This window comes from Bryocella elongata, from assembly GCF_900108185.1.
Lineage (GTDB): Bacteria > Acidobacteriota > Terriglobia > Terriglobales > Acidobacteriaceae > Granulicella > Granulicella elongata.
On sequence record NZ_FNVA01000002.1, the window covers coordinates 415,375 to 440,963 of the forward strand.

The 25,589-nt window shown below is 61.8% G+C and carries 20 protein-coding genes; 13 read left to right on the plus strand and 7 right to left on the minus strand.

Annotated elements, in window-relative coordinates; translation table 11 throughout:
* Positions 1-6 precede the first annotated feature (6 nt).
* From C4S68_RS08105 to C4S68_RS08130, 6 genes are all read left to right on the plus strand, one after another.
* The gene (locus C4S68_RS08105; RefSeq protein ID WP_103932544.1) at positions 7-2,010 is read left to right on the plus strand and encodes a type II and III secretion system protein family protein; all 2,004 of its coding nucleotides are present in this window, start codon (positions 7-9) and stop codon (positions 2,008-2,010) included.
* Between the two features lie 20 nt (positions 2,011-2,030).
* Positions 2,031-3,254: an AAA family ATPase gene (locus C4S68_RS08110; RefSeq protein ID WP_103932545.1), complete on the plus strand. Its 1,224-nt coding sequence runs from the start codon at positions 2,031-2,033 to the stop codon at positions 3,252-3,254.
* A 65-nt stretch (positions 3,255-3,319) separates the two neighbouring features.
* The gene (locus C4S68_RS08115; RefSeq protein ID WP_103932546.1) at positions 3,320-4,678 is read left to right on the plus strand and encodes a CpaF family protein; all 1,359 of its coding nucleotides are present in this window, start codon (positions 3,320-3,322) and stop codon (positions 4,676-4,678) included.
* Positions 4,679-4,682: 4 nt separating this feature from the next.
* Positions 4,683-5,663 carry a type II secretion system F family protein gene (locus tag C4S68_RS08120; protein WP_103932547.1) on the plus strand — a complete coding sequence of 327 codons (981 nt, stop codon included), beginning with the start codon at positions 4,683-4,685 and terminating at the stop codon, positions 5,661-5,663.
* 2 nt (positions 5,664-5,665) lie between these two features.
* The gene (locus C4S68_RS08125) at positions 5,666-6,571 is read left to right on the plus strand and encodes a type II secretion system F family protein (RefSeq protein ID WP_235011450.1); all 906 of its coding nucleotides are present in this window, start codon (positions 5,666-5,668) and stop codon (positions 6,569-6,571) included.
* 406 nt (positions 6,572-6,977) lie between these two features.
* Positions 6,978-7,328, plus strand: coding sequence for a DUF192 domain-containing protein (locus tag C4S68_RS08130; RefSeq protein WP_103932548.1), 351 nt, complete (start codon positions 6,978-6,980; stop codon positions 7,326-7,328).
* Between the two features lie 101 nt (positions 7,329-7,429).
* Here C4S68_RS08130 and C4S68_RS08135 read toward each other — a convergent pair whose 3' ends face one another.
* From C4S68_RS08135 to C4S68_RS08155, 5 genes are all read right to left on the minus strand, one after another.
* Positions 7,430-8,701 (minus strand): glycosyltransferase family 87 protein, encoded by a 1,272-nt coding sequence (locus C4S68_RS08135; RefSeq protein ID WP_103932549.1) that lies wholly within the window; start codon positions 8,699-8,701, stop codon positions 7,430-7,432.
* Positions 8,688-9,944 carry an ArnT family glycosyltransferase gene (locus C4S68_RS08140; protein ID WP_103932550.1) on the minus strand — a complete coding sequence of 419 codons (1,257 nt, stop codon included), beginning with the start codon at positions 9,942-9,944 and terminating at the stop codon, positions 8,688-8,690. Before C4S68_RS08140 ends, C4S68_RS08135 begins: the two co-directional genes overlap by 14 nt.
* Before the next feature lie 6 nt (positions 9,945-9,950).
* The gene (locus C4S68_RS08145) at positions 9,951-10,433 is read right to left on the minus strand and encodes a GtrA family protein (RefSeq protein WP_103932551.1); all 483 of its coding nucleotides are present in this window, start codon (positions 10,431-10,433) and stop codon (positions 9,951-9,953) included.
* Complete coding sequence (locus C4S68_RS08150; protein WP_103932552.1) at positions 10,430-11,110, minus strand: CDP-alcohol phosphatidyltransferase family protein; 681 nt, start codon at positions 11,108-11,110, stop codon at positions 10,430-10,432. The genes C4S68_RS08145 and C4S68_RS08150 overlap by 4 nt, the downstream gene beginning before the upstream one ends.
* A gap of 80 nt (positions 11,111-11,190) precedes the next feature.
* Positions 11,191-11,967: a hypothetical protein gene (locus C4S68_RS08155; protein ID WP_103932553.1), complete on the minus strand. Its 777-nt coding sequence runs from the start codon at positions 11,965-11,967 to the stop codon at positions 11,191-11,193.
* 167 nt (positions 11,968-12,134) lie between these two features.
* On the opposite strand from C4S68_RS08155, the gene C4S68_RS08160 reads away from it, so the two are divergent.
* From C4S68_RS08160 to C4S68_RS08170, 3 genes are all read left to right on the plus strand, one after another.
* Positions 12,135-13,058: a winged helix-turn-helix domain-containing protein gene (locus C4S68_RS08160; RefSeq protein ID WP_103932554.1), complete on the plus strand. Its 924-nt coding sequence runs from the start codon at positions 12,135-12,137 to the stop codon at positions 13,056-13,058.
* 33 nt (positions 13,059-13,091) lie between these two features.
* Positions 13,092-14,750 carry an amidohydrolase family protein gene (locus C4S68_RS08165; RefSeq protein WP_103932555.1) on the plus strand — a complete coding sequence of 553 codons (1,659 nt, stop codon included), beginning with the start codon at positions 13,092-13,094 and terminating at the stop codon, positions 14,748-14,750.
* Between the two features lie 259 nt (positions 14,751-15,009).
* Positions 15,010-15,495, plus strand: coding sequence for a hypothetical protein (locus C4S68_RS08170; protein WP_146072073.1), 486 nt, complete (start codon positions 15,010-15,012; stop codon positions 15,493-15,495).
* A 110-nt stretch (positions 15,496-15,605) separates the two neighbouring features.
* Here C4S68_RS08170 and C4S68_RS22905 read toward each other — a convergent pair whose 3' ends face one another.
* Positions 15,606-15,848, minus strand: a complete 243-nt coding sequence (locus tag C4S68_RS22905; protein WP_146072074.1) for a hypothetical protein — start codon at positions 15,846-15,848, stop codon at positions 15,606-15,608.
* A 42-nt stretch (positions 15,849-15,890) separates the two neighbouring features.
* On the opposite strand from C4S68_RS22905, the gene C4S68_RS08175 reads away from it, so the two are divergent.
* From C4S68_RS08175 to C4S68_RS08185, 3 genes are all read left to right on the plus strand, one after another.
* Entirely contained in the window at positions 15,891-19,277 is a 3,387-nt protein-coding gene (locus C4S68_RS08175) for a TonB-dependent receptor (protein WP_235011451.1), read from the plus strand.
* Positions 19,278-19,374: 97 nt separating this feature from the next.
* Positions 19,375-20,595 carry a tetratricopeptide repeat protein gene (locus C4S68_RS08180; RefSeq protein ID WP_103932557.1) on the plus strand — a complete coding sequence of 407 codons (1,221 nt, stop codon included), beginning with the start codon at positions 19,375-19,377 and terminating at the stop codon, positions 20,593-20,595.
* Positions 20,595-22,331 (plus strand): CRTAC1 family protein, encoded by a 1,737-nt coding sequence (locus C4S68_RS08185; RefSeq protein ID WP_235011452.1) that lies wholly within the window; start codon positions 20,595-20,597, stop codon positions 22,329-22,331. Before C4S68_RS08180 ends, C4S68_RS08185 begins: the two co-directional genes overlap by 1 nt.
* Before the next feature lie 42 nt (positions 22,332-22,373).
* Here C4S68_RS08185 and C4S68_RS08190 read toward each other — a convergent pair whose 3' ends face one another.
* Entirely contained in the window at positions 22,374-23,825 is a 1,452-nt protein-coding gene (locus C4S68_RS08190) for a glycoside hydrolase family 30 protein (RefSeq protein WP_103932558.1), read from the minus strand.
* A 231-nt stretch (positions 23,826-24,056) separates the two neighbouring features.
* Here C4S68_RS08190 and C4S68_RS08195 point away from each other — a divergent pair, with 231 nt between their 5' ends.
* Complete coding sequence (locus C4S68_RS08195; RefSeq protein WP_407641100.1) at positions 24,057-25,520, plus strand: carboxylesterase/lipase family protein; 1,464 nt, start codon at positions 24,057-24,059, stop codon at positions 25,518-25,520.
* Positions 25,521-25,589 lie beyond the last annotated feature (69 nt).

Genomic DNA, 25,589 nt, shown 5'->3' on the forward strand with positions numbered 1-25,589 from the left:
CCGCGAATGATCACGATCGAACGCAAGACGATGCTCGGCGCGGCGCTTTGCAGCGTGCTGGCAGCTTCGGCTGCAGCACAAACAACGACACCGGCTGACGCGACTTCGACGGCGCAGCCCCATCGCCTCGTTCTTCCGATGCCCAAGACAGCGGGTACGACTTCTACGAGCTCGCAGATGGCACCGCAACCGCAGACCGCTGCCGCAACGAGCACGGCACCGGCGCCCGACCAGGCAGCCGGCCAGGCTGCAGTTGCCGCGCTGATGCGGCAGATGGCGGCACTGCGCGATACGACATCGAACACGCATGGAACGCCGCGCACAGCGACTGCCGCAGCAACGACGGTTCCTGTTCGTGCGAAGGTATCGGCTCCAGCAGTGGCCCCCGCGCCGGCCACGCTGGCTTCGAACGACACAACGACGTCGGTGTTGTCGCCGCGCACCTCGATGACGAATGATGTGCTGGGCAATCTCGCACCGCCGTCTCCGGTGGCTGCTGCGACAGAGGGAACCGAACCTGTTGCTGTAACGGCTGCTGTGAATCCCATGCCTGCTGTTCCTGCGGCAAATCAGGGCGCTGTGGTGCTGGCAGGACACGGGGCCCATCCGATGGCGGGTGGGTCAGCGGCACAACCTGCAGCACCTCGCGCCGTGGCGGCTGCCCCCGCGCCTGTGCCGGTTCCCCCGGTGCAGCCAGCGATGGCTCCCCTGGTCTCCGCACCGATGGCGAGCGAGATGACCGGCAACTTCAACAACACCGAGGCCTCCGAGAAGGCGATGCATGTGACGGTGGGGCGCACGATCTTCATCGACACGCGCCGCCGGCTCACTCGCGTCTACGTGACCGATCCTTCGGTGTTGAACAGCTATACGGCGAATCCCAACCAGATCGTGGTGACGGCACTGAAGCCTGGCTCGAGCACGGTGCTGGTGTGGGACGAGACGGGACAGACGCAGGCCTATCTGATCTCCTCCGACATGAAGGTTGACAGCCTGCAGGGCGCACTTACGGTGGGCTTTCCGCAGGACGCGATTCATGTGGAAGGCAGTGAAGACCGCGTCGTACTGACCGGCTACGTTGGCACCGAGGACGATGCGATCAATGCGGGCAAGCTTTCGGCCCAGTTCACGAAGAACGTAACGAACTCGCTGGTGGTGAACTCCTCGCGTGTGAAACAGGTTCGTCTGAAGGTGCGCATCGTTGAGGTGGATCGCTCCAAGCTTGCGCAGTTCGGCTTCAACTTCTTCAGCGTGGGTGGCAAGAACATCGCGTCGACGAGCACAAACCAGTACTCGTCGAGCATGACGGGTGGTGGCACGACGACGACCATCGGCAACCCGTTGAACTTCAGCCTCTACAGCTCGAAGCTGAATGTGGGTGTGACGCTGGAAGATCTGGCGACGCAGAACATTGCGCAGATTCTTGCCGAGCCTACGATCACATCGATGAGCGGCCAGAAGGCAAGCTTCCTCGCCGGCGGTCAGTTTCCCTTCCCGGTGGTGCAGGCGAGCAGCGGCGGCGCGGCTTCGGTCACGCTGCAGTTCCAGCCCTATGGCGTGAAGCTCGACTTCACACCGAAGGTAAACCCGGACGGCACGATCGACCTGAAGGTGAACCCTGAGGTGAGCGCGCTTGATTACTCGAACGCTGTGACGATCGCCGGTTACACGGTGCCCGCCATCTCGACACGCAAGGCTGATACGGAGCTTGTGCTGGAGAGCGGACAGAGCTTCGCGATCTCCGGCCTGTTAGACCAGCGCATCACGGACGTCATGGAGCACACGCCGGGTGTGGCAAGCGTGCCGATCCTGGGTGAGCTGTTCAAGTCGAAGAGCCTGAACCATTCGGTTGGCGAGCTCATCGTGATTGTTACGCCGACCTTGATCGATCCGATCGCCGAAGCGAAGGCCGCTGAGGAAGGGCCTGCGACTCCCGCGATGGTTGTGCCGTTCATCAAGAAGGACAAGTTTGACAACGAGCTGCCGAAGTACGAGAAGAAGCAGCAGTAAGAGCGACCAGGAGCTAGATCATGACAGAAGTCTTTACAGCAGGAGTTATCACGATTTGCGCGGAACCGCGTGCGGCCGAGCAGTTCGTGGAAGCTGTGGAGCGCAAGCCCTGGCTCATCGTCACAGCAAACTTTGAGGGCTACATCTCGTCGCAGCGCCGGCCGTACATCTCTCCGGAGCTGAAGGCCGCCAGCGGCCTGATTGCACTGGTGGACTTCGATCACGATCCTGAGCAGGCCCTGGAGAGCATCAAGTTTCTGCGCCAGTTATTTCCGCGGATCCTGGTGGTTGCTCTTGCCGCGGACCGCGCGCCCGAGTTGCTGCTGATGGCGATGCGCGCCGGCTGCAATGAGTTTCTCCCCAAGCCCTTCAATCCTTCCGGTCTGGCCGACACACTCGATCAGATGGAAGGCATGTTTGTTGTGCATGAGGCGGTTGAAGAGCCGAAGGGGACGGTGATTTCGTTCTTTGGTGCGAAGGGTGGCGTCGGCACGACGACTCTGGCGGTGCACCTCGCCATGTATCTCGGTCAGTGCCAGGGCAAGAAGACGCTGCTGATCGATACGCACGATGAGCTCGGCCACGTTTGTGTGTATCTCGGATTGGACGGCACGCGGTATCACTTCCACGAGGTGGTGAGAAACGTGGATCGCCTCGACAGCGAGCTGCTCCGTGGATATGTGGCGCGGCACGCCAGTGGCCTTGAGGTACTCTCTTCCCCGGATGTGTGCGGTGGTGGACGTCCGATTGAAGCGGACAGCGTCCGCAAGACGCTGGATTTCCTGCGTAGCGAGTATGACTACGTGATTCTCGATTGCGAGACGGACCTCGATGACATCACGATGTCGATGATTGAGGCTTCGGCCTGCACGTACATTGTTGCGACGCCGGAGATTGGTGCCGTGCGCGATCTTTCGCGCTACGTGGATTCGCTGATTCAGCATGACTTCACGACCGACAAGATCAGCGTTGTGATCAATCGTTTCTCTTCGCGGTACGCGGTGAACGTCGAACAGATTGAAAAGGCGATTCGTCTGCCAGTGGCGATCAAGCTGCCGAATGCTTACATGGACCTGGTGCGGGCGGTAAACCTTGGCGATCCGATTCCTCCATCGCGCAAGGGTGATTTTACGCAGCAGTTCGTTCGCTGGTCGGCGACGTTGGTGGGGAGCTCGCAGAACCTGCCGACAGCGACCACCACGGTCAAGAAGAAAGAGTCGATATTTGCCATGTTTGGCAAGTAGCGGGAAACGTGCCTTCGCCGGAACGCAAGCGGCCAAACGTAGGAGATCGAAAAGGGACCTGACCCATGAGTACCGCCTCAAGCTATTCGGATCGTTCGCAACAGCCGCCCCCTGGGGCGGGCGTACGCCCCCAGCAGCGGGGCGTGCCAGAGGCCGTGCAGCAACAGATCAAGATTGCTGTGCACCAGGAACTCATCAAGCGGATGGACCTGGACAAGCTTGCCGAGGTGACTGCGACGCGCAGCGGGCAGGCGCAGCTGTTCTCGCTGATTCAGCAATTGCTGGTCGAGCAGGGAATCCCCCTGAGCGGCATGGAGCGCGATCGTCTTGCGCAGGAAGTGGTCGATGAGGTCTTTGGACTGGGGCCGCTGGAGCAACTGCTGAAGGATCCAACCATCAGCGATATTCTCGTGAACACGGCGAGCAAGGTCTACGTGGAACGTCGCGGCATGCTCGAAAAGACGTCGATCACCTTCCGCGATAACAAGCACCTGATGCACGTGATCGACAAGATTGTGTCGGCCGTTGGCCGGCGCATCGATGAGTCGTCCCCGATGGTGGATGCTCGTCTTGCCGATGGCTCGCGCGTGAACGTGATTATCCCGCCGCTGGCGATCGATGGGCCGTGTATGTCGATCCGCCGCTTTGGCAACAAGGCGCTGGAGTGGCCGGATCTGTTGCGCAATACGATGCTGACGCAGCCCATGATGGAGCTGTTGCGCGGCGCGGTGAAGGCAAGATTGAACATCGTGATCTCGGGTGGTACCGGATCCGGTAAGACAACGCTGTTGAATGCGTTGTCGAGCTTCATCAGCGAAGACGAGCGCGTGGTCACGATTGAGGACTCGGCCGAACTTGCGCTGAAGCAGGAACACGTGGTGCGGCTGGAGACGCGCCCGCCGAATGTGGAAGGCTCAGGCGCGATCCGGCAGCGCGAACTGGTGATCAACGCGCTTCGTATGCGTCCCGACCGCATTGTGCTTGGCGAAATCCGTGGTGAAGAGTGCATGGACATGCTGCAGGCCATGAACACTGGCCATGACGGCTCGATCACGACGATCCACTCGAACACTCCACGCGACGCGATTGCGCGTATGGAGACGATGTCGATGATGGGCGACATCCGGCTTCCGGAGAAGGCCATCAAGGCGCAGATCGCGTCCGCTGTGCACCTGATTATCCAGGTGTCTCGCCAGGCCGATGGCAGCCGCCGCATTACGCACATCACGGAGATCGCAGGCGCGTTTGAAGATGTCGTCGCCATGACTGACCTGTTTGTGTTCGAGAAGCAGGGCCTTGGGGCCAATGGCAAGGTTCGCGGACGTTTCAAGTCCACGGGCATCATGCCGAAGTTTGCAGAGAAGCTTGTCGCCTGCGGTATTGAACTGCCGCAATCCATGCGCGACCACGTGCAGGAGATCTAGCGCGATGGTTCTGGTGGTCATTTCGGCAGTGTTCATGGCGCTCCTCACCTTTGGGATCGTCATGTTCGTGATGCGGCCGAGCCGGGAAGAGAAGAAGCTCGATCGGCGCGTCGTGCAGGTGAAGGCCGCGAACCCCGGTGAAGAGACCGCTTCGATCAGCGAGGATCTTCGCCAATATCTGAAGGTTGAGGAGCAAGGGCCGTTCGGCTGGCTTGAAGATCTGATCGATACGTCATCCCTGCATCGTCAGCTGCAGATGCTGATCCTGCAGGCGGACAGCACGATCACTGTCGGGAATGTGATGGTGGCGAGCCTGGGACTGGGAGTCGTCGCTGCGCTTCTCGCCGACATCTTCGTGCATGTGCTGTGGATCGCCATTGTGGCGGGCTTTGGCTCGATGTTCATCCCGTTTTCGGTGCTGGGGTTCCGGCGCAAGAGACGGCTCAACAAGTTCAACAGCGTGCTGGCTGATGCGATCGATATGATGGCACGCTCGCTGCGCGCTGGACATTCCCTTCCTGCGGCGCTTGGCGTTGTTGCAGCGCAGGCGCTCGAGCCGGTGAAGGGTGAGTTCGACGAGGTCTACAAGAAGCAGAATCTTGGCCTGCCGTTGCGTGAAGCGATGATGCAGATGCTGGATCGCGTACCGTCGCAGGACCTTCGCGTGTTCGTGACGGGCGTGCTGGTGCAGAAGGATACGGGCGGAAACCTGGCGGAGATCCTGGACCGCATCGTGCATGTGATCCGTGAGCGCGTACGCATCCAGGGCGAGATTCGAGTGCATACGGCACAAGGCCGCATGACGGGGTGGATTCTGACCGGACTGCCTGTTGTGTTGCTGCTGCTGATCAACGTGGTGGATCCGGGTTATTCGACCGTGCTGTTCAATACCACCATCGGAAATTATCTGATCTACCTAGGCGTTGGCTTGCTTGTGATTGGTGGTCTCATCATTCGCAGCATCATCAACGGGATTGAGATCTAGCCATGAGCCAGATGGTGTTCTTCATCTGTATCGGATTCACCGCCTTCTGCATGGCGGCGCTGCTGCTGGTGCCGGTGCTGGTAAAGCCCTCACCGGAGGCGCAGCGCATCATGGACGTGGTGACGAGCACGCGCCCTGATGAGCGGATGGTGCGGAGCAAAGAGAAGTTCACCGAGGTGCTGCTGGAGATTGCCCGCGGCCTTCGAGCAAAGCTCGGGCTCACCGAGAACCGAAAGCTGAAGACACGGCTGATGGCTGCGGGCATGCGCAGTTCGGGCACAGCTGACGTCTTCTTTACTGTGCAACTTGGCTGTCCGCTCGTCGGACTCTTTGCGGGCAGCTTTATTCGAGACAACACGTTCTTCTGGGCGTTCGCACTTGCGATTCTCGGCTTCATGGGGCCGGACATGTATCTGTCGCGCATGGTGAACAAGCGCAAGATGCGAATCCGCAGAAGCCTACCGGATGCGATGGACATGCTGGTGATCTGCGTGGATGCGGGTCTGGGTATTGACCAGGCGCTGCTTCGCGTCGGCGAAGAGCTTGCGGTGAGCTACCCGGACATCAACGAGGAGTTCACGCAGGTCCACCTCGAGCAGCGTGCAGGCAAGCCACGCCTGGAGGCCTGGGAGAGCCTGGCGCAGCGGACCCAGATCGAAGAGTTCGCCTCGTTCGTCGCGATGCTGGTGCAGACGGACCGCTTCGGTACGCCGATCGGCAAAGCGCTGGGGCGCTTCTCCGAAGAGCTACGCATGAAGCGGCGTCAGCATGCGGAAGAAGCGGCAGCGAAGACGAAGATCAAGATCATCTTCCCGCTGGTGCTGTGCATCTTCCCCTGTATCTTCATCGTGCTGCTGGCTCCGGCGGTGTTGTCCATCATGGATGGCCTGACGAAGATGAGCAACTAGAACCAAAGTAACGGCGGTCCCGGAATATGAACGCGCGGTGAGAGATGCTCCTCCACCGCGCGTTTTGTTTTGCCTTCGCAAATGCTTGCCCCTATTGGCGATTTGGGTTCCACCTCGAAGGTGGATGCGATGGGCTCCGGACTGTCGTGTTCTGTCCCCGGAGTGTGCCAGGAGCAGCACTTTTGTGTGATTGAAGCCGCTGTCTGCGTCGGGGATGATTGCCTCGTTGGGCTGATTGGATTTGGTTTAGCGACTCCGAAGCTACTCCAGAAAGGAGGCATCATTTATGGATACGTCTCTGCTCGTTCGCGTGGCTGCTGGTGTTCTGGCCGCTGTCGTTCTCGGTTTCATCGTCGTTCGTCGTAAGAAGTCTGCGTAACCCAACCCTTCTGGAGTTCAGTCAAAGATGCGCGTCGTCAAGGTAGTCAACCAGAAGAATGGTGCCGTGGTCGCCGATCATGTTGAGGTCGCGGACACGTCATTGACCAGGTTCTGGGGTCTGCTTGGACGCCGCGGTCTCAAGGCCGGAGGAGGCCTCTGGATCAAGCCTTCCTCTGGCATTCACACTCTCGGCATGATGTTCACCATCGATGTCGTGGGTCTCGACAAGAATCTGCAGGTGATCAAACTGTGGAAGCGCATCGTGCCCTTCCGCATCACTTCGGTCAATATGAAGATCAAGAGTGTGGTTGAGCTGCCGGCAGGTCACATCGATGACAACGGCATCAACCTCGGCGACACGCTCGCGATCCAGTAGGCCGTTCAGCGCGAACGCGCTGGAGGACATCAGGTTTCTCACATGAGGTTAGCCCCGCTCCGGCGGGGCTTTTCATTTTGGAGCGAGTGTCTTCGTGGCTTTCAGGTGGTGATGGCCGGAGCGACTCCGAGTGGGCCCTCCGTGCTGCGCGCGAAGAGAACCAGCAAGAGCGCGCCCTGGATGAGACCGCCATAGACGAAGATCGTGGGATAGGTAAGGAAGACGAAGGATGCGAAGAGCGGGAGGAAGAGCCGCAGGGTGCCTTCAAAGCCCTTGAGCTTCAGGTGGGCGCGCTCCGCATCGAGCGCTGCGAGCACGAGCAGAGAGAATGCGGGGAAGAGCTCCACGATGGAGTAGAAGTATGCGACCGGGGGAAGCATGATCATGAAGCTGGTGATCGCGAGGACCTGGTTTTCGACCGGACGATGGACGATCTTGCGGAAGAACATCACGGCGAAGATCACGGCGAAGAGCGCGTAGTAATAAGGGGTGAGCCTGCCTGAGTCGATGCCGAGGATGATGGCGAGGATCTTCGCGTACTGGAAGAGTGAATGATTGGCGGAGAGCTCATGCAGGTTGAACTCGTTGCCGCGGGTGCCCTGGAAGCCAAAGATGTTGTGCAGCGAGCCGTGAAACGCCAGCGAGACGCTGGGGCCGAGCCAGAACATCGCGAGCCATGAGGCTGCGATGAACGCCGCGATGGCGAGCGCGAAGGCACCGTACTTCCTTCGTGCGAGGAAGAGCGCGAAGAAGAGCACGGGATAAAGCTTGGTGGCGGCAGCGAGGGCCCAGAGAACCGCTGCGAGGTTGTTGCGTCCGCGGACGAAGGCGACGACGCCGAGCGAGGCGAAGATCCAAAGGAATAGCTCGATGTTGCCGCGTTCCAGCAGCGCGGGGATGGGGAAGGACAAGGCTGCGATGGAGAGCGGGAAGAGCGTTGCGGTCATCGTACTGATGCCGCGCTGCATCATGGCGCGACGAAGCATCCAGACGCCGGCTGCGAGCCATGTACCCGCGACGAGGATGTAGAAGGCGAGCGGATGTGGCGTGAGATAGCAGAGGCGATAGAGCACGGCGCCGAAGGGCGGGTAGGCGACTGCGGGTGCATCCGGCGGATGGAAGAACGCCGCCGTGTGCACGTAGTGGAAGGTCGCGATGTACTCGTAGAGGTCGCTGAACGGGTATTGGGTGAAGGGGTTATAGCGGAGGCCCATCCAGTAGCGGATCTGCGCTGTGATGTACGTGAGCGCGAAGATCGCGGTGGTGGCGATCCAGAAGCGGCGGAGCGAGGCAGGGAGCGGGAGCGCCGTTGGTTCTTTTGGCTTCGCTGCGTGGGGCGATTCGATGTTGCCGATCGCGTCAGGCTGAGGCATCGGGCTCCTTGCGCGAGGTGAAGATGGCTGCGAGGGCGACGCCTGAGAGCACGGTGAGGAGGGGGTCGATCTCGAGGCGGTAGCGGAACTCCGCGTGGGTGATGTAGTAGGGCGCGGGGAAGAGGATCAAGGGGATCGCGAAGAGTGCGACCAGGGCGTAGCGACGCTTGCGCAGGAGCAGGCTGAGTCCGGCGAGGCCGAGCAGCGTGGTGAGGGTGGCGTGGAGCACGTAGAGCGGTGAGCCCTGCGAGTTGCCGTTGCCGCTCCAGAAGCGTACGAAGCGGCGGGCTGTCATCGAGGCGAAGGCTGCGGGGTTGGCGAGGATCTCCTGCTTTGCGAGGCGCGACTTGTTGTTGGTGTAAGCGATCTCGCCCATGCGCTTGTAGTCGTCGAGCTCCTGCTGGTTGTAGCTGGGGAAGACGGTCTCGTTGAGGTAACCGTGGGAGGAGGGAAGGTTGCCCATCCAGAGCTCGAAGCCGACGGTGGTGCGCAACGGGATGAAGGCGTGGAAGACGCGTGCATTGCGGATGGGCCAGGGCGAGAAGACGATGGCGAAGGTGAGCAGCGAGAGTGCGAGGCCGGAGCGATGGCTCGGGAAGGGCTTCCACGTGACGATGGCGAGCCACGCGAGCACGGCGACGATGGTCAGCAGCAGCGCGGGGTTGATGAGCGCGAGGACGGCGGAGAATGCGCCGAGGCCGATCCATGCTTTCTTCGAAGGGGATTGGCTGGCATTCAGCGTGAGCACGAAGAGCAGCATCAGCAGGGCGATGGAGATGGAGGTCTCCCAGAAGATGCTGGGCATCCAGAGCAGCGGGATCGAGCAGGCCCAGAAGAGACCCGCGAGGAGCGCTGCGGTACGGCCGGCGAGCCTCTTCGCGAGGACCATGATGAGCGCGACGGTAAGAACGTTCGCGGCGGTGTGGAGGAGCAGCAGGACGGCTTCTGAGGTCTGGGTGTAGACGCCGAAGAGCTTGAAGACTGCGGCTACCAGCAAGGGATAGCCCGGAGCGATGAAGGCGGTGGGGCCGGTGGGGGGGCCGAAGGGATTGCTGAGGCCCTGGCCTTTGAGGAGGGCCTCGGCAAGCCAGCCCATCTCCAGGCCGCGGCCGAAGAGCCAGCCGCGCGGCTGCTGCGTGAGGACGCTCCAGACGACGTAGAGCCGCAGCAGGCAGGCGACTGCGAGGACGATGGGCATGTCCCAGCGTCCGCGCTGCCGTTCGACTGTGATGGGGGATGGCATCCTCGATCAAAGTCTACGTGCGGGGGCTGGCGAAGCGTGTTTGGCAATGCGTTGGAGCGAACCGAGGAGGGCAACAGGGCCGCTGTTCCTGGATGATGCCGCGGGACGGCCGAAGACCCAGACGGCGGCAAGGATGAAGTTGGCTGTGGAGCACAGCGCGATGGCGGTTGCGTTGGCGGCGACGATGGGCAGGCCGTGGTGCGTGAGGAGCGGTGTGAGCAGCGTGTTGCCGGTGAGTGAGACGAGGCCGTTGCCGAGGTGAAAGCGGAGGAGCCCGGGCCAGTATCTGTGTGACGTTGAGCGGATTGGCCAGGTGATGCGGCGATGCAGCGTGAAGTTGAAGAGCAGGGTGAGTTCGACGGCAAACGCGGCAGCGAGCGATGCGGGCAGGCGGAGGAGCTTCGCGAAGACGGCCACGAGGGACAGCTGAAGGACGACGCCGATGGCTCCGACGGCGTTGAAGCGGATCCAGCGTTGAAGGTGGCTCATGGCAACGGCTCCTCGTGGGCGAGTTGGGCGGCGTGGCGGATGGCGGTGAGGATGGCCGCGGAGAACATGAAGGCGATGCCGATGGTCCCGCCGAGGTCGTAGAGCAGTGGGCGGTGGCCGAGGATGGCGACGCGGGGATGCTCCCAGGCGGTGAGGTTGCCGGCGATCATGAGCAGGCGGAGCTCGGTGGGGCCGAAGGGGCCTTGCGAGAGATGGAAGCGTCCGAGGGTGTGGGTGGCGAGGAAGCTCTCTCCGGCGAGCAGGAGGAAGCCTGCTAAGAGCCCCGCGCAGACCCAGCCATGCGCGAGGCCGGAGAGCGCAATGCCGGCCATGAGCGCGATGGAGCCGAAGAGGTCGCAGATGTGGTCGAGGTAGAAGCCGTAGCGCGGGCGTTGCTTGTGGCGGACGCGGGCGAGTGTGCCATCGAGGCTGTCGCCGAGCCAGTTGATCGCGAGCATCGCGCAGCAGAGGAGAAGCCAGTTGCGATGGAACGGGGTGAGCGCGTAGCAGAGGCCGGCGGCGAGCTGGCCGAAGAGGCCGAGGGCGGTGAGCTGGTCGGAGGTGAGCCAGGCGGGGGCGTGGCGGGCGAGGTGTTCGAGGAGGCGCTTTTCAGCGGAGGCGGTGAGGGATGCGTGGACGCGACGTTCGGGTGCTTTGAGGAGGGTGGTTGAGGTCATGGACGGTCCTTGTGGAGTTTGTGACGGCAAGTGCGAAATACAGGGGTTCCTCGCGTGCGCTCGGAATGACGAGATCGAGATCACCTGGCGTGCGCGAGAGCGTTGCGGGCGTGGGTGAGGGTGAACTCGAGGGACTCGCGGGGGATGGTATCGACGTAGGGGCCGACGATCCAGCCGAGGCCCCGGGGTACGGAGCGCGAGAGCGAGAGGGTTTCAATCTGGAGGACGAGGCCGTTGGCGCGCTCCTCCCAGGACCAGTAGGTGTTGAGTCGCCAGAGGAAGCCGTGTTCGCTGGCAGAGCTGAGGGCGTGCTCGCGGGGTGTGTTGGGGGAGTCGATCTCGGTGATGCGCTGGCTGCGGGAGAGGCTGTAGCCGCGATGGGGCGCAGGCTGCGAGAAGGTGACGTCGTAGGTGGCGCCCAGCACGACGGTGATGACGTGGTGCTGGCGGACGCGCATGGTCGCGAGCAGGCGGTGGGGGCCCGTGGTCTGGGCGCTTGCCGAGAGGACTTCGGGAGAGAAGGTGGTGGGGTAGGTGGAGAAGTTGTGGAGGAGGTCTTCGAACTGAGCGGCGGTGGCTCCGGGGACGAAGGTGACGCCGCGCCAGTGGTCGAGCCGGGCACTGCCTGGAAGGTCGGGCGTGGCGGCGATGCGCTCGATGCGCAGGTTATCTGAGGAGGCGGCACCAGTGAGGACGTATGCTCCGCTGGCGTGCTGGTTGGTGAGGCGTTCCTCGACGCCGCGGCAGTAGGCGTCGAAGGCGGCGGCGGCCTCGCGGGGAGGATCGGCCAGAAGGGCGCGGGGAAGATCGAGGGCAAGCATGAGGAGGAGCGTGAGGTGTCGGAGGCGGTGCTTCATGCCTCACCATCGCGCATCGGCGTGCGGAGGTCGATGCAATGGGGATCACCGTGGGCAGGATTGTTCCTCACGGCGCAAGGTGCGGTGGATGTGTGGTTTGCGGGGAGATCTCGCATGTATGCACCGGCTATGCAGCGGCTTGGCTTGAGTACACTGGCTGGAACGAGATGGACGCGACGACACCAGCTTCGACGGCAGCTTCAGCCACCCCAGGGCGCTATCGCTTCGGACTCTTCGAGGCGGACCTGGCTGCGGGTGAGCTGCGCCGGCAGGGGATGCGGATCAAGCTGCATGCCCAGCCGTTTGCGCTGCTGGGGATGCTGCTGGCGCGTCCTAACGAGGTGCTGACGCGGGAGGATATCTGCCGCGAGCTTTGGCCGGACGGGACGTTCGTCGACTACGAGCACGGCGTGAACTCGGCGGTGAACCGGCTGCGCGAGGCGCTGGGCGACAAGGCGGCGAATCCTCGGTTCGTGGAGACGGTGGCGCGTCGGGGGTACCGGTTCGTGGCGCCGGTGGAGCGTCTGGATGCTTCGCTGAAAGCGCCTGTAGCTGATGAGGCCGGGGACGCTGTGCCGCTGGCCGATGCGAGGGGACCTCATAGCGAGGCCGTGACGGCGGGTGTGCTGGCGGCGATGTTGTCGCAGCCCGAAGATCTGCCCACTGCGTCGTCACGCGTGGTGCAGACGCTGTTCCTATTGCTGCAGCTGATGTACCTGGGCTTCTATGTAGGGGCGCTGGGGAATCTTGGCGAGATCTCGCAGCTGCTGAGTGAGCTGCCGCATCCTGCCGCGATCTACTTTGTGCTGGTGGCGACGGCCGCAATGATGATTCCGATGCGCGCGTTCCTGCTGTCGGCGGTACTGATGCGTGCGCCGAGGTTGCGGGGCAAGTATCTGCGGCTTTGGCCGGTGCTGTTGCTGGCCGATGCGCTGTGGTCGCTGTCTCCGTTCCTGCTGTTGAATCACATCAACTTCGGGCTGGCGCTGGCGTGCACGGCGCTGCTGTTGTACGCTCCGTTCGCGCAGCGGTCGCTGATGCTGATGCTGACGCGGGAGCCTGCAATCCCCACAGCTCAGCAGCCTAAGTAACGTGCCGGGCGCGGTATGCTTGATGCACTTCCTATGACAAATGCACGGTACGTCCGCCCGCTGTTCTCACTCGCTTCCTTCGGACTTTGTCTGGCGATGGCCGCTACGCCAGCGCACGCCCAGGCGGGTTCTCCAGAGTTGAAGGCTGCCAGGGCCATGGAGGCCGCGCGCAAAGCGGGTCCCGGCGAGCTGTATGCGTTTCTGAAGCCGTTTCCCAAAGGCGCGGACCTGCACATGCACCTCTCGGGTGCGATCTATGCGGAGACGTTTATCGCAGAAGCGGCGCAGCAGGGCGCGTGCGTGACGGTGGTGGAGAAGGGCAAGCCGCCGGCTCCGGTGGGACAGGATGCGGTGAAGTTTGTTGCTCCGGAGAAGCCTGGCCTGTGTCCGAAGGAGACTGTGCCTGCGGCCGATGCGATGAAGAACCAGGAGCTGTACGACAACCTGGTGGACAGCTTCTCGATGCGTGCGTTTGTGCCGACGCAGGGCATCAATGGGCACGACCAATTCTTCTCGACCTTCTCGCGCTTTGGGGGGATGCAGGACGAGCGCGGAGCGTGGCTGGATGAGGTTGCGAGCCGCGCGGCTTCGCAGAACGAGCAGTACCTCGAGATCATGGATACACCGCCGTTCAAGCATGCGGCGGGGCTGGGATACAAGATCGGCTGGCCCGCAGGTGCGGAGAAGTCGATCACGCGCGAGCAGCTCGCGGAGCTGCGCGAGAAGCTGCTGGCGGGTGGCTTGCGTGATGAGGTGCAGGCCGACATTGCGCAGTACAAGGGCGAGTTGGCGAAGCGAAACGAGATCGAGCACTGCGGGGAAGCGACTGGACTTCTTGCAAACGCGGGTTTCAAGATCGTCAGCGCTTACGAGGGCGATTGTGAGATCAAGATCCACTTTCTGTTCCAGGTCCTTCGTGCGTTCCCTCCGCAGCAGGTCTTTGCGCAGACGCTGCTGGGCTTCGAGGCCGCGAGTGCTGACCCGGAAGACATCGTTGGCATCAACTTCGTGCAGCCGGAGGATGCGTACCTCGCGATGCGGGACTATGAGCTGCAGATGGAGATGCTGGATTATCTGCACAGCGTGTATCCGAACGTGAAGGTGAGCCTGCATGCGGGTGAAATTGCGCCGGGGCTGGTGCCGCCGGATGGGTTGAGCTTCCACATTCGCGAGGCGATCGATAAAGGGCATGCGCTGCGCATCGGGCATGGCATCGACGTGCTCTACGAAGACAATTCTGCGGCGCTGCTGAAGCAGATGGCGAAGCAACATGTGATGGTGGAGATCAATCTCACCTCGAACGATGGGATCCTTGGCATTAAGGGCGACGCGCATCCGCTGCATGCCTATATGGCCGCGCATGTGCCGTGGGCGCTTTCGACCGACGATGAAGGTGTGAATCGCAGCGACCTGACGCACGAGTACATGAAGGGCGTGATGGAGCAGGGGTTGACGTATGCGCAGTTGAAGCAGTCGGCGCGCACCGCGCTGGAGCATGCGTTCCTGCATGGGGAGAGCCTGTGGGCTGCTCCGGATGACTTCACGCACCGAAGAAGTGTATGCGTTGCTGCGATCTCCGCGAAGTCGCTGCCTTCGGGGGCTTGCAAGGAATTTCTCGATGCGAACGAGAAAGCGTCCGAGCAGTGGGATCTGGAGCGGAGGTTTGCTGCGTTCGAGGCTCAGGTGCAGTAGGTCGTCCTGGTTTAGTTAGGTTGCAAATGAGAAGGGCACGGCCAAAGCCGCGCCCTTCTTATTTGTGTCGAAAATTCCAGCGAGGGTGGCTGAGGAATTGCCTTGTAACTCGCTATCGAGAACGGCCGGTTGGGAACGCAAATTGATAACCCATCCTTATGGGGGGTTCCTGCTATTAACCAGATGCTGTATGGTTCCCTTCGCTATGAACTTTCAAGTGAGTAAGAAGCGAAGCGGGATCAGAAATATTGTGTGTGCGATGCTCCTTTTATCGGCGCTGGTGTTGGCGGCGCAGCAGGGGCCGTCCGCAGCAGTGATGACTCCTGCGGAGGTTGGTGCTGCGATGCCGGCGGTGGTCTACTTCAGCGGGCAGAGCAGTACGGTCCAGTTACGCAACGCCGCGGGTGTTCGCTGGGAGGCGAACCGTCAGACGTTGTTCGCGCTGGTTGATACGGGAGGATACTCGTCGGGATTGAGGGACCGATATCAGTTCTACTTGCTCACCGATGTTCCGATCGTAGTTGCGGGGAAGAATCTGGGCCCTGGCGCCTACGGTGGTGGCTTCCTGGAAGGGCCTGGGTTGGTGGTGATGGACCTTGGCGGCAACGAGATCTTCCACGCACCGTATGAGCGGGATAGCGACATGAAGAGGCCGCGTCCGTTGCAGGTGGAAGCGGGTCCTGTCTCGGGGAATTTTCGACTGTGTCTGGGGCGGAACTGCGTGGCGCTTCGGCGCGAACGCTGAACCGTTGGGTGCTCTACCCTCCGAAAGGCTCGTTACAAACTGGATGACCGTCCAGGCCCTTAGACGGCTGCCCGGTTGCGCTGCGGTGGTCTGACCGGGTGTCGCATTCGTTACACGACGAGTTTGCGGATGCGTTCGTGACGCGGGTTTCGTTCGCTGAACCGGTAAGGCATCTTTGTGGCCTCGATGGTTGGCGGTGGGAAGCTTGGCGCGCTCAGGAAAAACGATTGTCTTTGATTTCTGATTTCAGGATCGGGTGCGAGAAATTTCTTGACAGAAACATGTACCCGCCCTTCAAATGTTTCGGGATTTCCAACCAACGAAAAAGACAATCGCTTTTCTTGGGAAGACAATCGCTTTTCTGCTGAATTTTAGAAGTTTTCTTTGGAGGTTCGATGCGCAAATTACTTCAGGTGGCTGCAGCGGTGGTTCTGCTCGCGATGGCGGGGCGGGGCACACCGGCGGCGGCACAAAACACGAACTCGGGCGACATCCGAGGCGTCGTCAGCGACTCTTCGGGCGCCGTGGTTCAGGGAGCCAGCGTTACTGTGCTGGACACGGAGAAGGGCGTCACGAAGGTCTACACGACCAACCAGGACGGCCTCTTCGATACCGGTCCGATCGTCACAGGCAACTACCGGATCACGGTGCAGAAGGATGGATTTTCGAGCTTCGTCCGCTCGTCGGTGACGCTTGAGGTTGGCACGATCACGATCAATGCGTCCTTGAAGCCGGGCGCAGTGACCGAGCAGGTGGTCGTGACGACCGACGTTCCGCTGATCCAGACGGAGACTGGTGAGCAGTCCACGACGCTGGTGGCGAACGAGATGCAGAAGCGGCCGAACGTGGGTCAGGACTGGGAGAACTTCGTGAAGTTCATCCCCGGATCTTCGAGCGCGGCGTCTTATTCCGGCGCGACGGGCCAGGCTATTTCGGTGAACGGTAACCTGCCTTACAACGCGGTGCTGGCGGACGGCGCGTCCTCGGCGCTGTCGCACTCGGGCAACGCGGACGTCTCGGTCTTCGAGACGGTGCAGGAGGTCCAGGTGTCCACCTCGGCGTTCAGTGCGCAGTATGGCATTGGCGGCGTGGTGTTCAACCAGATCACGAAGGGCGGTTCGAACAGTTGGCATGGCTCCTTGTACGAGTACGCGCAGAACGATGCGTTGAACTCGAAGAGCTACTTCCAGACGTCCAAGCCCTATCTTCGCTTTCATAACTTTGGGGGCTCGGTCTCGGGCCCGGCGCTGAAGGACAAGCTGTTCTTCTACTTCGACTACGACCAGACGATCAGCAAGAGTGCATCGACGGGTTATGCAACGGTGCCCACGCAGGCTATGCGTAACGGAGATTTCAGCGCTCTCGCTCCGATCTACCAGCCCGGTACGGGCGCTTACGTCACGTACAACGGCAAGACGTATATCAACCGCACGCAGTATGCGAACAACAACATCGCGGCTCACATCGATCCCAGCGCCGCAAAGCTCCAGGCGCTGATTCCGCTGCCGAACTACAACGGGCCGCAGACGACCGTAAACAGCGGCAGTGGCATTACCACGAACAATTACTATTACTCGATCCGCGGCACGAACCCGTTCAAGAAGTACTTCGGCCGCCTGGACTACGATGTTACGCCGCACAACCGTATTACGGCGTCGGTGACACAGCATGACAACCCGGCGTTCTATCCCAACGCGTTCCCCTGCCCGGTGAACTGCTATGTGGGCGATGTGGATGGTTACAACTCGCAGATCACGGACGTCTGGAACATCAGCGACCACACCATCAACGAAGCTCGCCTTGGATACACCAATCAGCTGAACTTCTTCACCCCGCAGACGGAGGGTTCCGGAGTGGGAGGAAAGTTCGGCGTGGGGTTCCTCGCAGCGGACATTCTTCCGACGATCAACATCAGCAGCTACACGGGCCTGGCGCCTGGCACGGCGGCTGTCTACAAGGAGCACAACTACGATCCGTCAGATGTGGTGACGATGATCCGTGGGAAGCATGTGTTGAAGTTCGGCGGCGAGTACCTGATCTTCCAGGACAACTCGACGGCGTGGGGTAACATCAACGGCGCGACGTATGGCTTCACTGGTACGTACACCTCCTGCAGCTACTGCCAGCAGGCGGTGGGCGGCGGACAAACCTCCACGGGCAACGGCTACGCTGACTTCCTGCTGGGCACGGTGCAGAACTGGTCTGCCGGTGTAACGCCGGAGTTTGCGGGCCGCCAGAAGGCGCCGCAGATGTTTGTGCAGGATGACTGGAAGGTCAAGCCGAACCTGACGATCAACCTCGGACTGCGCTACCAGATCATGGAAGGGTGGAGCGACAACAAGAAGAACCAGAGCACATTTGATCCGCTGGTGCAGAACAGCCTGACGGGCACTCCGGGCGCGATATGGTTTGCGGTGAACAAGGACCACGGCCGTACCCAGCTGCAGGACAATGTGTACACGACGTTCCTTCCGCGCGTGGGCTTTGCCTGGCAGTTCCGTCCGGGCACGGTGATTCGCGGCGGCTACGGTCTGTACGCGTACCTCTGGAGCCTCGACACGTACGGCAGTGGTGAGGGCGCGGCGTTCGGCGGGAAAGGCTCTTTGAGCGATTCCACCAGCGGCCTGACCCCGATCGGCCAGCTTGCAACGACCACCAACTATCCGTACGTGACGGCCAGTACGTCGAACTCGGCGTTCAACGGCCAGAACGTAAGCATCAACGCGGAGAACACGCCGACGGCGCGGATCCATCAGTACAACCTGTCGGTGCAGCGTCAGATTGGCGCCAATATGTCCGCGCAGATTGCGTACGTGGGAAGCCGTTCGGTGAACCTGGGCTTCAACGTCGACAACAACCAGGTACCGGCGTCGAAGCTGATCGCCGCGGCCACCAACACGAATGCTCAGCGTCCTTACACGCAATACGGCACCATCGGCGGCAACATCTTCGACGCCGGTGCGAACTACAACTCGCTGCAGCTGGAGATGAACCGCCGGCTGTCGCGCAACATCGCGTTCCAGGCGAGCTACGTGTGGTCGAAGTTCCTGGATGAGTTTGACTCGTCCGCTTGGGGCAGCCGTGGTGGTACCACCACGTACCAGAGCGCCTACGACGTCAGCTCGAACTATGGACCGTCGAACTTTGACGCGCGCCATGCGTTCAAGGGGACGGCGTCGTATGTTCTGCCGTTCGGCAAAGGACAGATGTTCCTCAACCACAACGCGTTCCTGGACGAAGCAGTGGGTGGCTGGCAGCTCTCGGCCAACTTCTCCCTACAGACGGGCAATCCCTTCACTGTGACGGTCCCTGGCAGTCTCTCGGCTACGTACGCCGGCTCGGGCAATCAGTACCCGAGCTATGCGGGTAACGCGAACCTGCCCAAGGGACAACGTACGCTGGCTCACTGGTACAACACCAGCTACCAGCGCAACTCGACGAACGGCGGACAGACGGTGCTGTTCGCTGGCGATACCGCGCCGGCGTTCATCATCCCTGAGTACGCCACGTTCGGCAACGTGCATCGCGACAGCGTGTACGGTCCTGGATACGAGTACTTCGACCTGTCGATGGGCAAGAGCTTCAACCTGTACAAGGAACGGTACAAGTTCCAGCTGCGCATCGATGCCAACAACGTCCTCAATCACCCGACGTTCGCTCTGCCGGGCACCGGTCTGAACACTGGTAACGTGGGCTCCGGCAATACCGGAACCGCGGGCAAGATCACCGGTACGATCGGCAGCGGACGCGTGATTCAACTTGGTGGCCGGTTCTCCTTCTAAGGGTGCTGCCTCCGCAACCCCGGGTGGGCGCGTGCAACTTCGCGTCCACCTTTTCTTTTTTGCCGGGCCCAATGGTGCGGTGCTGTAATGGAGAACCATGCTGGTTGTTGGAATGTACCGCCGCCATCTCGGGATCGGGCTCGTTGCGGCTGCGCTCTCCCTTGGCAGCGTCGCAGTCGCGCAGGGTGACAATGCGAGCCAGGCCCGCCAGCATGCTGTGCGCGCCGATGCCGCGCTCAAGGCTGGGCACCCGGATCAGGCGATTCCAGAGTTCGAAGCGCTGCTTCGTATCGATCCGACGAATGTCGACGCGCAGGCCAACCTTGGTGTGCTGCTGTACTTCAAACAACGCTTTGATTTGGCAGAGGAACACTTTCGCTCAGCGCTCGCAGGGGAGCCGTCGTTGAGCAAGATCCGAGGCCTGCTGGGCCTCAGCGAGCGGGCGCTGGGACAGCGCGATGCTGCGATTGACGATCTGCAGCAGGCTCTGCCGCAGCTGGATGAACCGAAGTTCGCGAAGCAAGTGGGGCTAGCTTTGCTTGAGCTGCAGAGCGCGAAGCAGGATCTTGCCGGGGCGGTTGCAACCGCGCAGCAGCTGCGCAGTAAGGCTCCGGAAGACCCCGAGATCTTGTATGCGAGTTATCGCACGGCCACGGACCTTGCGGGTGACTCGTTGCTGAGCCTGTCCCTCGCAGCGCCGAATTCGGGGCAGATGCAGATGGCGATCGCGCACGAGCTGCTGCGTGTACGTGATCTGCCAGGAGCGATCGCGAGCTTTCGAAGAGCGATTGTTGCGAATCCTGCGCTTCCGGGGGTGCATTTTGAGCTGGCGGAGGCGCTGTATGCCTCGCCGAATACGGCGGACCACCCGTTGGCGGAGCAGGAGTATCGGAAGGCTGTCGCGGCGAACCCGCAGGATCTGCAGGCCAAGGTGCGACTGGCCGATGTGCTGGTCGAGCGCAGCGCGATGGACGAGGCTGCCGGGCTCTATCAGCAGGCCCTGAAGGCGAACCCTCACAATGTGGACGCAGCGGTAGGGTTAGCGCACATCGACAGCGAGCGTGGCGATGACGCGGCGGCGCTGCCTCTGCTGGAGCAGGCGATTGCGGATGATCCTTCGAACATGCTGGCGCGGTTTCGTTTGAGCACGGTGGATCGCAAACTGAAGCGGCTTGAAGATGCGAAGCGCGAGCTGGCGGAGTATCAGAAGCTCAAGGCGCTGAAGGACAAGCTGCGCGGGACATACAGCACGATGAAGCTCGCGGCACCGGGAACGAGCGATGCGGAGACGCCTGAGTCCGGCGGGATGTCGCATTGATGCGTCGAGTGTGCGCGGGGCTTCTCTTCCTGGTGGGAATGCGGTTGATGGCTCAAGCGCCAGCTTCGACTGCGGCGCGTCCCGTTGTGACGCCGCAACTGGTGGACATCACGGCGTCCACAGGGGTGCGCTTCAAGCATCTTTCCAGTTCGGATCAGCGGTACATCGTGGAGTCGATGAGCGGTGGGGTTGCGTTGCTGGACTATGACGGCGACGGTTGGCTGGACATCTACTTCACCAATGCGCCCAGTGTGGCGATGGCGCTGAAGGGCGAGACGGCGCGTAGTGCTCTGTTCCACAACAATCACGACGGCACATTTACCGATGTGACCGACAAGGCCGGCGTTGCGAACCCGTGCTGGGCGATGGGCGCTGCGGTGGGGGATTACGACAATGATGGCTGGCCAGATCTGCTGGTGAGCTGCTTCGGCGGCGTGAAGTTGTACCGCAATCAGCACGATGGAACATTTCGCGATGTGACGAAGGATGCGGGGTTGGCTGCGGACACAGCTTGGGCTACGGGCGCGGTCTTTGGCGACTACGACAACGATGGCTTTGCCGACATCTTTGTTCCGCACTATGTGGACTTTCACCTGTCGGATCTTCCGGAGTTTGGTTCGAAGTCGACATGCCGTTATCACGATGTGGCGGTGCAGTGCGGCCCGCGCGGGCTGAAGGGCACCACGGACCTGCTGTTCCACAACAACGGCAACGGGACTTTTACCGAGGTGGGAGCGGAAGCCGGCGTATCGAATCCGCAGCACTACTTCGGGCTGGGCACAGCGTGGACGGACTTCGACAACGATGGGAAACTCGATCTGTTCGTCGCGAACGATGGGCAGGCGAACCTGCTGTTCCACAACGAAGGGGACGGACACTTCAAGGAGTCAGGGCTCGAGGCGGGTGTCGCGCTGAGCGACGATGGCCTCGAGCAGGCGAACATGGGCGTGGCCGTGGGCGACTACGAGAACAAGGGCCGCATGAGCGTGGCTGTGTCGCACTTCAGTGACGAGTACATGACGCTGTATCGCAATGACGGTGGGCTTGCGTTTACGGATGTTGCGCGGCCGGCTGGGGTGGCTGCAGCGACGGTACCGTATGTGGGTTGGGGCGATGCGTTTGTGGACCTCAATAACTCAGGCTGGCAGGACCTGGTGCTGGTAAACGGGCACGTGTATCCGCAGGTGGAGGAGACCAGGCTGGGTATCCACTATCGCGAGCCGGGAGTGGTGTTTCTCAGCACGCACGATGGCAAGTTTCGCGAGGCCACGCAACAGGTGAGTCCTGCGCTTGGGTTGCCTCGGGTGAGCCGCGGGCTTGCGGTGGGCGACCTGTTCCATCGCGGTGCGCTGGATGTGGTGATCGAGAACCTCGATGGCGAGCCAACGATCCTCTCTTCGCGGCCTGACCCGGCGAATACGTGGATCTCACTGACGCTGGAGGGCGCACCGAAGAACAAGCTCGCGCTGAACACGCGGGTGCGGGTTATGGCTGGTGGGGTGACGCAGACGGCGGAGCCGCGTTCGGGCGGAAGCTACCTTTCGCAGAGTGATCTGAGTCTCCACTTCGGCCTGGGACGAGCGGGTGCCATCGACAGGATCGAAGTCGATTGGCGCGATGGGCCGCCGCAGGTGTTCACGAACGTCGCTCCGAACCACTTCTATGCTCTTCGCGAAGGACAGCCGCTGCGCGTGGTGACGTTCTTGCCGGCGGCACGCCCTGCTGTGAAGCGATAGGCAGGGCTCACTGCGCAGCAAGTTGCTGTGGAGCGTCCCGGGCTACCAGATGAAGGTGGCGACGGCTCCCGCGGGCAGCGTGGCTTCGGCTTGCTTCTTGCCAACGGCGATGACGAGCTTCGCATCGTCCTTGGAAGGGTTGCTGACGAGGAGAACGTGTTTGCCCTTGGGTGTGCGGAAGGCCACATGCGGCGCAGTGTCTGCCGGTGCATTGGAGGCGATGCGGATCGATCCGGGCGGTACGAACTTGGAGGCATGCGCTGCTGTGTAGTACGCGGAGAGGCGCTTGACGTTGTCGCCGTCGAGCGTCATTGCGCCGGCGCACATGGGGCAGCCGCCATCATTGGTGTGCGGGCCGTTGTTGGGATCGGCCGCGAGGTTCCAGAGCAGTACGTTGCGGCTCCAGTTCTCCATGGCGCCGATGACGACGCGAGCTTCTGGCTGAGCGATGGAGCTGTCTGTGATGCCGGTGGTGCGATTGCGGCGCGGGACGACCATCTGCTCGGTGAAGTAGATGTTGGTTCTGGGGAAGGCGTCGTGGACCTGGGTGAGGGCCGAGATCTGGCCGAGATAGAGATGGAAGCCTGCGCCGTCGGTGTAGCGGGAGGAGTCGGGGTCTTTGAGGATAGTCTCAGGATACTGCGGGTGGTCGCAGTTGTGGTCGAAGGCAATGATGCGCGTGTGCAGTCCCGCCTTCGAGATTGCGGGGCCGAGGGACTTACCGATGAAGGTGGCCTCCTGCTCGGCGGTCAGCACCATGCTGGGGGTGTTCTTGGGGTTTTCCGGCTCGTTCTGCGGGGTGATGGCGTCGATGTGGATGCCGCGCGACTGCATGCCCTGGAGATAGAGGACGAGGTAGTGCGCGTAGGTGTCGTAGTCCTCGGGCTTGAGTGTGCCGCCTTTGACTTTGCCGTTGTCCTTCATCCATGCGGGTGCGGTCCAGGGCGAGGCGAGGATCGTGATCTTCGGATTGATGGCGAGGATCTCTTTGAGGACGGGGATGACGTCCTTCTCGTCCTCGTGCAGGGTGAAGTGCGCGAGCTGCGGATCGGTCTCTCCCGCGGCGAGGTCGTCGTAGGTGAAGACGTACTCGTTCATGTCCGACGCGCCGATGGATACGCGAATGTAGCTGGTGGCGATGTCGTTGGGACCGTTGCCGAAGAGTTCCTGCAGCAGGGCCTTGCGCGCTCCCGGAGACATCTTCATGAGCAACTGAGCGCTGCCGCCGGTGAGGGCGTGACCGAAGCCATCGACGGTCTGGTAGGTGGTGCTGTCATCGATGTGGATGGCAGAGGGTGTGTCGGACGCCTTGTGCCACTTCAGGGGCTCGCTCTGCTGCTTGAGCAGGCTGCTCTGATCGGCGGTTGTCAGCCAGACGGTGACGGGCTTCTGGGCAGCGCTGGCAAGGGTTCCGCATGTGGCGAGGGCCAGCAGCGCAGAGGCCGCGCGAGAGCGGAAGGGAAGGCGCTCGACGAAGGTTGGACGCAGAGGCATGGAGATCCTTGGGCCGGATATGGGTTGAGCGAGAAGCCAGCTCGCCGCGGCGTCACTATTCAGCCCGAGACGAGCCTTGATTGTCAATCCCTTCGTGCGAAAACAAACGCTTGTCTCAAGTACGCGCGAGAGCTGAATCTAGGTTACGCTGTTCGCGGGAATGGGAGCGATGATTTGCTGACACGAAGGAGTCTGTTGGGCGGAGCCGCGGCTGGTGTACTGGGCTGCGCTTTGCCGCGGATAGCCTGGGCCTTTGCGGCCGGGGAAGGTGTGGAGGTTCTGACTCCGCTGGGACGTGTGCGGGGCGCAGAAGCAGATGGCTGCCGAAGCTTCCTGGGACTGCCGTTTGCGCAGCCACCAGTGGGAGCGCGGCGATTTCGTCCGCCGTCTCCGCCGTTGCCGTGGCAGGGAGTACGCGCCGCGACCAGGTGCGCTCCCGTCGCGATGCAGCCGGGAGACTCGTATCCGCAGAGTGAAGATTGCCTCTATTTGAACGTCGTGGCGCCTGCCGGCAAAGGGCCGTACCCCGTGCTGGTGTGGATTCATGGCGGAGGCTTTACGGGCGGGCGGGCCTGCGATCCGCTGTGTGATGGAGCGCAGTTTGCGCGCGACGGCGTTGTCTGCGTCAACATAGCGTATCGGCTTGGAGTGTTTGGTTTCCTTGATGTGGCTCCGTTGCTGGGCGCGGAGTACGCGGGCAGCGCCGTCAACGCGATGCGCGATGTGATCGCCGCGCTGGAGTGGGTGCAGAAGAATATCGCGGCGTTTGGCGGAGACCCAACGCGGGTGACCGTGGGTGGGCAATCGGCCGGGGCCAAGATGACGGACCTGCTGATGGGCGTGCCCTCGGCGAAGGGGCTGTTCCACCAGATGATCTCGGAGAGCGGCGGGGCGGAGCGGATCTGGCCGATGGAGCAGGCGCAGAAGATCGCGACGAGCTTTGGTGAGATGTGGAACGCGACCACTGGCGATGAGGTGAAGATGCTGCTCAAGTCGCCAGCGTCTACGCTGATCTCAGCGCAGGGGAGCTTCTATCGCGAGCCTCCGGTGCACTTCCCGCTGCGGTGCGAGATCGATGGGCAACTGTTTCCGGGGTCGCCGCTGGAGGCGATCCGTGGGGGCTCGACGCGCGGAAAGCGGTTGCTGCTGGGAACGAACCGCGAGGAGAGCGCTTCGTTCATAGGGCCGCACCCGGAGCATGACCCGGGACCTTCCGATCTGGGCAACCTGAGCGTGGATGTCTTCAGCAAGGTGGCGGAGCACTACGCGCAGGTGTACCCAGGGATGAGTGATGATCTTCGCCGAGTACGCTCGACGACGGCGGAGGAGTACTGGATTCCCTCGCTGCGAGTCGCGGAGGCGCATGTTACCGGAGGTGGTGCGGCCTTCGTGTATCGCTTCGATGATGCGGTGGCCAAGGGCCGCTTTGCGGGCGAGGTGCCTCATACGCATGAGTTGCCGCTGGTCTGGGACCAGACGAAAGGGCTCTCCGCCGATGATGCGCTGCTGGCTCACGAGATGCACGCGACGTGGGTGGCCTTCATCAAGGGCGACGCGTTGTCTGTCGGTGGAACTGCGTGGCCACGATATGACGCGACGCGGCGTCCGACGATTTTGTTGCAGCACGAACCTGTGGTTGAGGACAGGCCAGCGGATGCGGAATATCATCTGTGGGACGGTCTGCTGACACGATGAATCCGCCCGCACGGCGTGCAGTGCGGGAGCTGAAGAGACAAGCGGTTCTCTGCTGATTTACGATCCTTC